The sequence below is a fragment of the Rhodocytophaga aerolata genome (assembly GCF_030503435.1).
GTDB classification, from domain to species: Bacteria; Bacteroidota; Bacteroidia; order Cytophagales; family 172606-1; genus Rhodocytophaga; species Rhodocytophaga aerolata.
Map to the genome: position 1 here is coordinate 83,657 of NZ_JAUKPO010000006.1, position 12,909 is coordinate 96,565.

Consider the following 12,909-nt stretch of genomic DNA (forward strand, 5'->3'; position numbering starts at 1 on the left):
AATAGGGGCGGGCCGTAATCTTATATGTAAAGCTGAATAAAAACTTATTACACTAATCCTTCACGCATAGCTTTGAGGATTGCTTCGGTTTTGGAGTTTACCTGGAGTTTGTCGTAGATGTGGCGGATATGGGAACGCACGGTGTCTATACTGATGTGAAGCTCATCGGCAATGAGTTTGTAACTATAGCCGGAAACCAAGCCCTTGATAATGTCCATTTCCCGGGCAGATAAATTATAGTCGCCGGCTTTTGTGCTTTTCTGCCCCTGAAAAAATTGCAATACTTTACGGGCAATATTGGCTGTCATAGGTGAGCCGCCCCGGTGAACATCAAAAATAGCTGTAATAATTTCAGAGGGAGGCGTATGTTTCAGCAGATAGCCGCTAGCTCCATTCCGGATAGCCCGGAAGATTTTATCTTCATCATCAAACACGGTCAGCATCAGTACCTGAGTTTGGGGAGCCAGTGCTTTTACTATTGGTACCGCATCTATACCACTTAAGCCGGGCAAATCAATATCCATCAATACTACATCCGGAAGTAAACTTTGGATTTCTTCTTTAATATGGCTGCAATCGGCAAATGCACCGAGCAGCCGGAGCTGGGGGGTAGCCTGTAACAAAAAAGTCATGCCTTCGCGGAGGTTGCGGTTATCTTCGTAGTAAACTACACTAATAGGTTCTTGCATACAGTAAAGGTAGGAAGAAGTTAAACAGGGGTAAATAGCATTAAGATGTGATCCGTGTGTGCAATTCTATTTTAGTGCCTTCCCCAGGAGCTGAATGAACAGTTACTTGTCCTTTAATTTCTGCGGCACGTTTACGAAGGTTCTGTAAGCCATTTCCCTGCCGGACGGTAGCTGGATCAAAGCCTCTGCCATTATCCTGAATTGTTAACCGCAGCAGCTTCCCGGTAACAGCTAAATCTACGGTTATTTTTGTGCATTGGGCATATTTTACAGCATTGTTAATGCTTTCTTTGAAAATAAGATATAAATTCCGTCGGTGTTCCACATGAAACTTTGTTAAATGAAAGGTATCCGATACCTGCATCCGGAAGTCTATTTGCTTTGCCTCAGCCATTTTTAACCCAAATTCCCGCATTCTGGTAACTACGTCTTCCAGGCTATCGTGCTTTGTTTGAATAGTCCAGATAATATCCTGCATGGATTCTGAAAGCGCTGTAGCACTGGAACTAATACGCTGCAAAATAGGAATAACCTCTGGTTGCACCGGGGCAATCTGGTTTTGTACCACATCGCTGAAAATGCGGATGCTACTAAGCGTGGAACCCATATCGTCGTGTAGATCAGTGGCAATGCGGTTACGGATAGCTTCCAGCCGGAGCCTGTTCGCTTCCCGATACCGGTAAATACCGTACAATATGCCTGCGGCTACACTCACCATAAGTATTATAAACCACCAGGTCTGGTAGAAAAATGGTATCTTATAGATGGTTAATGCTGCACCTTGCTCATTCCAGATGCCGTCGCTGTTCGCTGCTTTTACTTTAAAGGTATATGTGCCTGGCGCTAAGTTGGTATAGGTAGCATTCCGGTTCTCCGTTTTGGTCCATTGGTCATCTAAACCTTCCAGCATATACCTATATTGATTCTTTTCCGCCAGATGGTAACTTAGCACCGCAAAGTCTACGGATAGTGTATTTTCAGCTGCATCTATTGTAAGTGTGTGTTCTGTTCCAGGTAATCGTGGTTTGTTATCTACTTTTATTCCGGTAATCACCACCGGCGGTGGCGTTTTATTATATAGGAGTTGCTCAGGAACCAAGTGATTGAATGCTGCTGTAAATCCTATAAATAACTCACCCTTATCATCTTTGCGTAGCTGGCTATCTGCATTATTGGCAAACAGGCCATGTTCTTTCCGGAAATAGGTAAACTCTCCGGTTTGCAGGTTAAGCCGGTGCAGCAGGTAGTCGGTGCTCATCCATAGCCCTCCAGAGTTATCTTCTTCCAGAGAATACACATGATCGGCTTGAAGGCCATTTTCTGCTGTGTAGGTTTTGTTTACTCTCCCATTTAAGTCAGCTTGCGCCAGAAAACCAATACCCGATACCCAAACCCTATTTTTTGAATCTATTTTGAAAGAACTTTGCAAACGGTCGGAAGGTTGGATCTGAGAATCCAGCGAATGAAGGAAAATTTTCTCTGTGCGGTTTTGTGCAACCTGAATCCGGAATAAGCCCCGGCTGGTAGAAACCCATATCCGGCCAAGGGAATCTTCTTCAAAGGCATTCACCCGCAGCGGGTTGCCTATGCTCAGAGGCTCGTTTAAGGACCATGGCTGAATTTTGCCTGTTTCCTGGTTCAACAGAAATACCCCATCCTGACTAGAGCCGATCCAGATCCGATTTTTAGTGTCCGGAAAAACAGTACTAATAGAGTAGCCCGTAGCAGTTGCCGGAGGATTATTCCAGTGTTTCCATTGATTTGAAGCAGGGTCGCAACTATACAGTCCCTTTTCGGAGGCTACCCAAAGGGTGCCTTTTAAGTCTTGCCGGACGTCGGAAATGTACCGGCCCGGCGTATTTTCTTTACCGTTTATAGATTTGAATACATTGCTGCGCCTGTTCCATTCCAGAAGGCCACTGCCTGTCGTACCAATCCAGTATAGGTTTCGGTTAACCTGGTTCTGGTATAGGGCCAGTACTTCACTGGTAGAGGTGCTATCTACAGGTAAAGGGATGAGTTTTCTTTTAAATTTTATTTCAAAAGGATCGGACTTTTGAATACCACGGCTGGTAGCCATCCAGATAATACCTGTTTGCCCGTCCCGGTATAGGTGAATTACATCTCCGCCATTGTGGCTAAGTTTGTCTCTGATGTGATAGGTGAAGGATGTTTGCTGCTGAGAATCTGGCCGGTAGATGGCAGCTTTCTGGCTTTTTCCTAACCAGAATACCGGTTTCCCGTCTGGCAGAAAATCTTCTACCATTGTATTGACAAACGTATTTTCGTCTGGTTCATCTACAAAACATTGCTTGGTTGTATCGTACCGCATAATGCCTTTTTCAAACGTGGTAGCCCATACTGTTTTTTGGCTGTCTTCATACAGAGAAGCTACATGGATCTGGCTTTCCGGATGCTGAGTGTCCTGGCCCATAACATAGGTATACAAAGCTTTGTCTGGATTGAAGCGGTACAAAGCCCCGGCACGCATAACCCATAATTGTCCTTGGGAATCAGCAAAAAGATACATCAGCAGTGGGTGTGCATCCGAAGAGATCCCGGGAAATGTAGTTAGTCGCCGGGTTTGCAGATGTAAGCGGTAGAGTTTTTCTGCAGAAGCAAACCATCCATACCCTTCTTTATCGAATACTAAGCCGGATACAAAATCATTATCTCCCCGCGTGTCGGTTTGGGTAGGTAAAGGTAACGGCTCAAATGTTTCAGAAGCCGAATTGAAGCGGCATATTCCCAGGTGTGTAGAGATCCACAACCCCCCATCAGGACTTTGATTAATACCAATGATATAGTTGCCTGGTAAACCGTCTTTGGCCCGTTTATATACTTTAAACTCAATACCATCGAAGCGGTTTAGACCATTTACTGTACCAAACCACATATAGCCTTGCTTATCTTTAAATACACACGTAGTTTGGTCACTAGAAAGGCCATGGTCGGTAGTATAATGCCTGAAAGAATAATCAGATGCCTGACATACGGCAAGCTGGCTACCTAACAAAAATGCCATCATAGCGCTTAATAGGCGGACGATTAGCTGCATAGGTGGCATATAGTGTAGCTTAGAATGGAATAATGGCTTGGCCTAAGGGTAAGTACTCATATGCAATATACCCCTTTCTGAAAAAAATCAGTAGTCAGAGCAAGCACTATTTACTGGCACCAAGTAAAATCTGACCGGTATAAAGTACTGGTTGTACTTCTATCGTCCTGATACCAGAATTTTCGGGTGCTGATGGAGTTTTTACGTACAGTCCAGCCGTAAATCTTCTTAAACTGCCTGTGTTGCTTCTGCAGTATATCTACAGGAATCTATTTACTTGCTGAAGTTAGATTTTATACTTAAATCCGGCAAATAAAAATCCCACTATCCGGAAAAGGATGTGGGATTTAACTCATTTGTATACTCTGTAAAATTAATTGCCCAGCGGACCTAAACTACGGACGGAAGAACGGTTGCCTCCAAACATATAATGCAGGCCTATTTGTGCACCAACCAGCATATTAGCTCTTCTGCCGAATAAATCTTTTAGCACATCGTTAGCAGAGTTCTGGCGGATGCTGTTAATCAGATCCTCGTTGCGCATATCGGTAAAGCTATAATTACCCCGGATATTGGTAGATAGATACAAATGAGAGCCAATATCAATGTTTAAGCCTAAGCCTGCAGCTAGTTGTAATTCTTTGTCACGAAATTGTTTGATGGCAGAAGCCGCATCGGTACTCGCCAGAACCGTAGTACCTGCCGGGTAGCTATAGGTACCATTGCCATTATCGGTAGCTCCTACAGGGATTTGCCCATTTTCTGGTGTTTGCAAAGTGCCATTTTTATATTGTTCATAAATCTCTTGTCCCTTGGTTAGTAAAGATAGTTGTGGGCCAAGCATGAAGTTAAAACTGGTTCTGGAAGAGCTGTTGCTTAAGAAATTGAGCATTAAGGGCAAGTTTATGTATTGCAGATCAATTCTGCGTTCGCCAATTTTCTGTTTAGCTACATCTATAATTTCATAGATCTGTCCCTGGTTAGAGAGGATTGATTCCAGTTGCAGGCCAAAGCCCCGGTTAAAATCTGCTCCGAAAGCCATACCCACCGGAGCCCAGTTATAGGTCATTTGTGCACTGTACCTGGGATCTTTAGATAAGCCTTCATCCAGTACAAAGGTACTGTTGTAGGCCGTAGAGGCGCCCAGATGCACCCGTACCTGAGCACTTGCCTGCAGGGCAAGACAGCACAGCAAAAGAAGGAAAATGTGTTTAGTTGTTTTCATAATATTAGGAGAATTTAAGGATGCTATTTTTAAATGTTGTATGAAGAAAAATTAGTTTGATTGTTATATGTATGGGTGAGCAATTTATTCTTCATGAGCAAAGTGATAAAAATTGTCATCAATTTGTTGAAATACATCAAATTTAACCGTATCCTTAGATACATTCCTTTTAGTATATATAATACCTTCTTCTCCATACATTGGTGAAACCCTCTAACGGTAGCATATTTCTTTATTTTCAATGTAAACATCGGATAGATTGGTTTTCTTCATTGCTTCAACGATGAACATTATCCTATTACTGTCAATGGCAATGCCTCTAGAGGATAATAAATCGTTAATTGAATTATAAGGTATGCTATCTCCTGCCTGATAATAGTTGATATAGAAACCTAATGTAGGTTCTTCCCCATATGTCCTTTTAACTAGATTTATTACTGTTCCATCAACTACTATATAGTTATCTACTGGAAGAACGGCGATATTCTTAATGTTTGAAAGACTTAGAACACACGTATGCAAGGCTTTAAACTCATTATTTTTAACTAAACTTTTAACGTTGACTTCTTTTTCATTGGAATCAGCAATAACAAAAGTTATTACTCCAACTAAGCAAATAGGCAAAATGAAAAGAACTATTTCCTCTATATATTTCAGTATCTTCATTTCCATCAATACTATTGACCACCCAAAGTACAGACAAGCTTCCGGAAGTTTTAAAAAATAATGGCCAAACTTGCATGAGTGTATGAAATTGGAGAATGTTGTGTTTTCTATAACCTGTTGCATATCTACACTACTTCATATGTTCATCAGAAAAAATGGGGATTCTGCGGGAAAATATAAACTTATCTGCTTTACTACGGGTTGAATTGAATATATTTGAGATTGGTGTTCTTCTAAGAATAAAAGCAAACCTATGGAAATATTAGATATCGTAGTAGTAGGCGGTGGCCCCTGTGGACTTGCCTGTGCGATTGAAGCCTCCAGACAGAAACTGACACACATTGTACTGGAAAAAGGCAGCCTTACTGAATCTATCCGGAAGTACCCGAAACGGATGAAATTTTTTTCTACCGCAGAAAATATTGAAATCGGAGGCATTCCTTTTTCTACCTCTAATGTAAAAGCTACCCGCGACGAAGCCCTGCAATACTACCGCAAAGTAGTAGCCTATTATAAAGTAAACTTCCGGCTCTTTACGGAGGTAACTGGTATAGCCAAACAAGGAGATGTTTTTGAAGTGCATACGAGAGGCGACGAAAGATTTTTTGCAAAAAATGTTGTTATTGCTACCGGCTATTTCGACTTCCCCCGTATTCTGGGTATTCCCGGAGAAAATCTGCCGCATGTATCGCATTATTATGATGAGCCATTTAAATACTCATTTACTAAAGTAGTAATCGTGGGTGGAGGAAATTCAGCTATAGAGGCAGCTCTGGAATTGTACCGCCACGATGTAGATGTAACGATTGTACACAAGTTTGAGGATTTTACGCCTACAGCTAAATACTGGCTTACACCCGATCTGCGAAACCGCATCCGGGAAGGAAAAGTTAAAGTGCTGTTCCATACAGAAATAAAAGCAATAGAACCTGGCAAAATCCTGATAGAAAATAACCAGACACATGAACCCAGAGAGCTTCCTGCTGATTTTGTATTTCTACTGGTAGGTTATTTGCCGGATGCAAAACTGCTGAAAGAGTCTGGGATTGAACTTACGCCTGATACGCTGGTGCCTACCTACGATTCACAAACGTTTGAAACAAATGTAAAAGGCCTTTATTTGGCAGGCACTATAGTCGCGGGTATACATACCGAAAAGATATTTATTGAAAATGGCCGTGAGCATGCCAAAGCTATAGTGGCAGATATTGCCAGCAAACATTCAGTGACTGCCGAAAAATGATAAACCATTTGGCTACACTCAACCCAAAAGACACCCTGAAAGGTGTCTTTTGGGTTGTATGCACCTTCTCTAGCAAATCCATGAATGTAGAATACCTCTCCAGACTATAGTTGCCCCTGAAAAGCTAAAAAATATAGGCTGTATAAATATATTCACGCCTGCGTTACGCAAAACTGAGTATATTTGCTTTATGTACAAAGCTCTACTCCAGCCGCTTTTATTTAACCTGGAAGCTGAAAAAGCCCACGAATTTGTTTTCAACTCTGTAAAGCAAACCTTTAAGTTATCTCCCATAGCTTCAGTCTTTAAGCGTCAATATACCTTTGAGCATCCGGCTTTGGAACGGGAAGTTTTCGGGTTGAAGTTTAAAAATCCGGTAGGTTTGGCTGCAGGTTTCGACAAAAATGCTGAACTGACAGATGAACTGGCCTGTATGGGTTTTGGCTTCATAGAAATAGGAACGCTTACTCCTCGGCCACAGGAGGGAAATCCTAAACCCAGAATGTTCCGTCTGAAAGAAGATAAGGCCCTAATTAACCGCATGGGCTTTAATAACCAGGGGGTAGAAGTAGCAGCACACCGTTTAAAAAACCGCAAATCAGACATTATTATTGGGGGCAATATTGGCAAGAACAAAAACACACCAAACGAACAGGCTTTATCAGATTACTTGTTCTGTTTCGATGCATTATATGACGTAGTAGATTATTTTGTGGTAAATGTAAGTTCGCCTAACACACCCAACCTGCGCGATTTACAGGAAAAAGAACCACTTACCCAACTGTTGCAAAGTTTACAGAACCGTAACCAGTCGAAGCCCAAGCTTAAGCCTATTTTGCTGAAAATCGCCCCTGATTTAACGGATGGCCAACTGGATGATATTATAGATATAGTGAAACAAACGCGCATTGCCGGGGTTGTAGCGACTAATACTACCATTAGCCGCGAAGGGCTGCACACCGATAAAGCTACCATCCAGGCCATTGGTGCCGGTGGACTAAGCGGCCAGCCCCTGAAAAAACGGTCAACCGAAGTAATCCGTTATTTAACAGAAAAATCTGGCAAAGCTTTTCCCGTTATTGGGGTAGGAGGTATTGCTTCGGCAGCAGATGCCCTGGAAAAACTGAAAGCCGGAGCTTCCCTGGTGCAGTATTATACCGGATTTATTTATCAGGGTCCGGAACTGGCGAAAAAAATTAACCAGGCAATTATTCAACAAAAAGAGTATATTTAATTTGAAAATTTGAGAATGTGGAAATATGAAAAGTAGGTGTATTTCAAAATTCCACATTTTTTTTCGTTCGTAGAATCGCATCTGCATGGCAGGTATACAGCAAAAATTTGATGACTATACGTTCTAAGCATTTCGACATTTTCAAATTTGCATATTTCCAACTTACCCGGCATGGCAAAAAATACCTTTAAAGAGAATACGTTTAAAAAAGACAATGAAATAAAAAAGCCCGGGCCATCTGTTGCTAGTGCTACGGTTGCAGCGCCGAAGGCACCCAGGCGTAAATGGTTTACCTTTCTAGCCGATAGAAGATTTCATCTGACCGGAGGCTTCTTCTTAATATTTATTTCCTTGTTTCTAGCTGTATCTTTTGTTTCCTACTTATTTACCGGCAAAGCCGACCAGAGTATTGTCGATTCTGTTTTTGATGCGACTGTCCGTGAGTCGGGGGCCGAGGTAGAAAACTGGATGCGGCTGACTGGTGCTGTAATCTCTCACTTGTTCATATTCCGCTGGTTTGGAATAGCTTCTTTTCTGTTTATTCCCGTATTTTTCTTTGCAGGCTATAAAATAGTATTCCGGCGGGAGTTATTTCCGATTGCCACCTTAACCAGTTTTTCCGTTTTTTCCATCCTGTGGATAAGCCTGCTGCTGGGATATGTTATTCTTATTTCGCACGAAGAGAGTTTCCTGGGCTTTTTGTCTGGCGGTATTGGCTATGAGTTTGCCCTCATGATGGACAGCCTGATCGGATGGGGCACTTTGTTATTTATTGCCTTCTCACTGATCGTATTCATTATCTTCTTTTTTGATGTTACCTCCATTAAAGGGTTTAATACCAAAATAAACGAGAAAATTAAAGACATAGAAGAAGCCCATAAAGAAGAGGTGGATTTTACCCCATCACCCAAAATAGTAGAAAGAGAACCCGAACCTGCCTTTGTAAAAAGTCCGGTTACTGGCGAAGAAAGAGTACTTTCACCCACCGTAATGGCTATGAAAGATACCCGGACGGAAGTTTCCTTAAGCCCTGCCGTTTCCGCCAGTCAGCATACCTCATACACGAATGGGTCTGCCGCAACTACCAAAAAGCAGGGAGGCGTAGAATTCAGCATAGAAGAACGGCATGAAGAACCGGAACTGGAAATAGCCCCTGTGGTGGAAGAGGAAGAATCTAATACTAACTATGCCCAGGTGTTTGGCAACTATGACCCTACTCTGGATTTGCCAAATTACCAGTATCCGCCCATTGAACTGCTGAATGAATACCAGACTGATAAAGTCCAGGTAAGTGTAGAAGAACTGGAAGCCAATAAAGATAGAATTGTAGAAACCCTGGCCAATTACAGCATTGGCATTGCTTCTATTAAAGCTACCATTGGGCCAACGGTAACCTTATATGAGATTATCCCGGAAGCTGGGGTACGAATTTCCAAAATTAAAAATCTGGAAGACGATATTGCCTTGAGTTTATCTGCCCTAGGTATCCGGATTATTGCCCCTATTCCTGGCAAAGGCACCATTGGTATAGAAGTGCCGAACAAAAACCGCGAAATGGTATCTATGCGCTCAGTATTGGCTACCGACAAGTTTATGAAAAGTAGCATGGAGTTGCCAGTCGTATTAGGAAAGACTATCGCCAACGAACTGTTTATGACAGACCTGGCTAAAATGCCTCACTTGCTGATGGCGGGTGCTACTGGCCAGGGTAAGTCTGTAGGCTTGAATGTGATTCTGACTTCTCTTATTTATAAAAAGCACCCTTCCCAGCTGAAATTTGTACTGGTAGACCCTAAGAAAGTAGAGCTTACCCTGTTTAATAAAATTGAACGCCATTTCCTGGCTATGTTGCCAGATGGTGCCGAACCTATTATTACAGATACAAAAAAAGTTGTAAATACGCTTAATTCACTTTGTATAGAAATGGATATGCGCTACGACCTGCTGAAAGATGCCGGTTGCCGCAACCTGAAAGAATACAACCATAAATTTATTGAACGCCGCCTGAATCCAGAGAAGGGTCACCGGTTTATGCCCTATATTGTACTGGTCATAGATGAGTTAGCCGATCTGATGATGACGGCAGGGAAGGAAGTGGAACAGCCCATTGCCCGCCTCGCACAGCTGGCCCGTGCAATAGGTATTCACCTAGTGGTAGCTACCCAGCGGCCTTCTGTAAACGTAATCACCGGTATTATTAAAGCAAACTTCCCGGCCCGTTTGTCTTTTAAAGTAACTTCTAAAATAGATTCCAGAACCATTCTGGACACCGGAGGTGCCGACCAGTTGGTAGGGCAAGGCGATATGCTGTTATCTACTGGCTCAGATATTATCCGCCTGCAATGTGCCTTTGTAGATACCCCCGAGGTAGACCGTATTTGCGACTTTATCGGTAACCAGCGTGGCTATGATTCAGCGTACATACTTCCTGAATATGAAGGAGATGAAAGTGGGGAAGAGAAAAGTGAATTTGACCCAGCTAACCGAGATCCTTTATTTGAAGATGCGGCCAGAGTTATTGTAACGCATCAACAGGGAAGTACTTCTTTGCTGCAACGACGGCTGAAACTGGGCTATAACCGGGCAGGCCGCCTGATAGATCAACTGGAGTCTGCCGGAGTGGTAGGCCCCTTTGAAGGAAGTAAAGCCAGAGAGGTGCTCATTCCTGATGAAAATAGTTTGGAACAATTATTGAACAAATTGAACAATAATTGATGCCCCGAGTTACTTACTAGCATAACCAAATGTGGTAGTTTTCGTGTAGAAATAAGGGTATCTTGTTTGCTTACAGATATTTATAAGACTATTTATTAACATACCTTAATGAAAAGAATTAACCTCTTACTTGCTTTTGTATTTTTATGTACTGGAGCACTAATGGCACAAAAAGACAAGCGTGCCGAAGAAATACTAGATGCCATGAGCGACAAATACAAAGCTTTTCATGCGTTCAAAGCACAATTTACCTATACTATGGAAAGCCCCTCGGCCGGTGTAAATGAAACATACAATGGCGATCTTACGGTAAAAGGCCCTAAATATTATATGAATCTGGGGGAGCAAGAAATTATTAACAATGGCTCTACCGTATGGACGTATATTAAAGAAACAAACGAAGTAAATATTTCTGATTATGAACCGGATGAAGATGAGATTACCCCATCTAAGATTTTCAGTATTTATAAAAAAGGGTACAAATACAATTTTGTAGAAGAAAAGAAAGAAGGCGGCCAGGTATACGAAATAGTAGATTTGATTCCGGAAGATAAAAACAAGAATATTTTCAAGGTGCGCATTACGGTAAACAAAAAAGACAGATCCATGAAAAGCTTGCGTGTATTCGAAAAGAGTGGCAACCGGTATGTATACACCGTTAACCGTTTTACCCCGGTAGAAACGATAGACGACAACTTTTTTGCGTTTGATAAATCTAAATACAAAGGCGTAGAAATTATAGACTTGCGGTAAGTCACTTACTTACCTGTTTGATCCCTCACAGCAAATAAAAACTGTGAGGGATTTTTGTTTCTAGCCATTCAGCTAGTAGGTTTACATTGCATTATGTATTCTATTACAAAGCCATATAACCGGAATAACCTATGACACGGAAAGAACTATTTCAACAAATGACCCAAAAACAGTCTTACTTATGTGTAGGATTAGATACAGATATACAAAAAATACCATCACACCTCCGGTCAGCAGACGATCCCATTTTTGAGTTTAACAAACAAATTATTGATGCAACAGCCGATTTCTGTGTAGCCTATAAACCCAATACAGCCTTTTATGAAGCTACGGGAGCTAAAGGCTGGGAAAGCCTGCAAAAAACACTGGAATATATTCCTAAAAACTTCTTTAAAATAGCCGATGCCAAACGGGGTGATATCGGCAATACGTCTGGTTTGTATGCCCGTGCATTTTTTGAGCAGATGCAGGCCGATGCCGTTACAGTAGCCCCTTACATGGGCGAAGATTCTGTAAAACCTTTTCTGGCTTTTGAAAATAAGTGGGTAATCCTGCTGGCCTTAACCTCCAACCCGGGCAGCCAGGATTTTCAGACAAAGCTATTAACCTCAGAAAAACCATTGTTTGAGCAAGTAATAACTACCGCTGCTACCTGGGCCGATGCCGATAAATTGATGTATGTAGTAGGGGCTACCCAGGCAGAGCAGTTTCATAAAATCAGGCAACTAGCACCAGACCATTTTTTGTTGGTGCCAGGCGTAGGAGCGCAAGGAGGAGATTTACAGTTACTTTCTCAACATGGCATGAACAAGCAGTGCGGACTATTGGTAAATGCCTCCAGGGCAATTATTTATGCATCGGCTAACAAAGATTTTGCTGCAAAAGCCGCCAGAGAAGCACAGTCGATACAGCAAGAAATGGCAATTTACCTGGAAAAATATCTGTAAATCAGCAGAAACTATTCCGGTTGAACTTAATTGAAGCTACCTTTGCTTATTATTTTATAGACGATTAAACTGACTGAGCCATGAGTAAATTTCATGCACCTGAAAAGACAATCTATGTATGTGTAGGCAGCAAATGCGGGAAAAAAGGCGGAAAAGCTATTTGTAAAGAATTCAAAGATATTATTAAAACAAATGGATTAAAAGATGAAGTTGAAATAGTAAAAACAGAATGTACCGACCGTTGCAAGTTTGCTCCGGTGCTTTCTATTCAACCGGCCAATGTGTGGGTAAAGGAATACGATGAGAGAGATGCTTTTAAATTCCTGAAAATAGCCTACAATGAAGAGTAGGATAATTTGAAAATGTAGAGATGTGAAAA

10 protein-coding genes are annotated in these 12,909 nt (G+C 41.9%); 6 read left to right on the forward strand and 4 right to left on the reverse strand.

What is annotated here, in order from left to right:
- Positions 1 to 47: 47 nt before the first annotated feature.
- From Q0590_RS12525 to Q0590_RS12540, 4 genes are all read right to left on the reverse strand, one after another.
- Positions 48 to 689 (reverse strand): response regulator, encoded by a 642-nt coding sequence (locus Q0590_RS12525; RefSeq protein ID WP_302037888.1) that lies wholly within the window; start codon positions 687 to 689, stop codon positions 48 to 50.
- Positions 690 to 729: 40 nt separating this feature from the next.
- Positions 730 to 3,756: a sensor histidine kinase gene (locus Q0590_RS12530; RefSeq protein WP_302037889.1), complete on the reverse strand. Its 3,027-nt coding sequence runs from the start codon at positions 3,754 to 3,756 to the stop codon at positions 730 to 732.
- Between the two features lie 364 nt (positions 3,757 to 4,120).
- Positions 4,121 to 4,972, reverse strand: a complete 852-nt coding sequence (locus tag Q0590_RS12535; protein ID WP_302037890.1) for an outer membrane beta-barrel protein — start codon at positions 4,970 to 4,972, stop codon at positions 4,121 to 4,123.
- A 213-nt stretch (positions 4,973 to 5,185) separates the two neighbouring features.
- On the reverse strand, positions 5,186 to 5,638 hold the full coding sequence (locus tag Q0590_RS12540; RefSeq protein ID WP_302037891.1) for a hypothetical protein: 453 nt from the start codon (positions 5,636 to 5,638) through the stop codon (positions 5,186 to 5,188).
- 253 nt (positions 5,639 to 5,891) lie between these two features.
- On the opposite strand from Q0590_RS12540, the gene Q0590_RS12545 reads away from it, so the two are divergent.
- The 6 genes from Q0590_RS12545 (at position 5,892) to Q0590_RS12570 (ending at position 12,880) form a co-directional block, all read left to right on the forward strand.
- Positions 5,892 to 6,881, forward strand: a complete 990-nt coding sequence (locus Q0590_RS12545) for a YpdA family putative bacillithiol disulfide reductase (RefSeq protein ID WP_302037892.1) — start codon at positions 5,892 to 5,894, stop codon at positions 6,879 to 6,881.
- 190 nt (positions 6,882 to 7,071) lie between these two features.
- The gene (locus Q0590_RS12550; RefSeq protein WP_302037893.1) at positions 7,072 to 8,115 is read left to right on the forward strand and encodes a quinone-dependent dihydroorotate dehydrogenase; all 1,044 of its coding nucleotides are present in this window, start codon (positions 7,072 to 7,074) and stop codon (positions 8,113 to 8,115) included.
- 171 nt (positions 8,116 to 8,286) lie between these two features.
- The gene (locus Q0590_RS12555; protein WP_302037894.1) at positions 8,287 to 10,830 is read left to right on the forward strand and encodes an FtsK/SpoIIIE family DNA translocase; all 2,544 of its coding nucleotides are present in this window, start codon (positions 8,287 to 8,289) and stop codon (positions 10,828 to 10,830) included.
- A 108-nt stretch (positions 10,831 to 10,938) separates the two neighbouring features.
- Entirely contained in the window at positions 10,939 to 11,583 is a 645-nt protein-coding gene (gene lolA1 / locus Q0590_RS12560) for an outer membrane lipoprotein periplasmic chaperone LolA1 (protein ID WP_302037895.1), read from the forward strand.
- 131 nt (positions 11,584 to 11,714) lie between these two features.
- Positions 11,715 to 12,530, forward strand: a complete 816-nt coding sequence (pyrF, locus tag Q0590_RS12565; protein ID WP_302037896.1) for an orotidine-5'-phosphate decarboxylase — start codon at positions 11,715 to 11,717, stop codon at positions 12,528 to 12,530.
- Positions 12,531 to 12,610: 80 nt separating this feature from the next.
- Positions 12,611 to 12,880, forward strand: coding sequence for a (2Fe-2S) ferredoxin domain-containing protein (locus Q0590_RS12570; RefSeq protein ID WP_302037897.1), 270 nt, complete (start codon positions 12,611 to 12,613; stop codon positions 12,878 to 12,880).
- Positions 12,881 to 12,909: the final 29 nt, after the last annotated feature.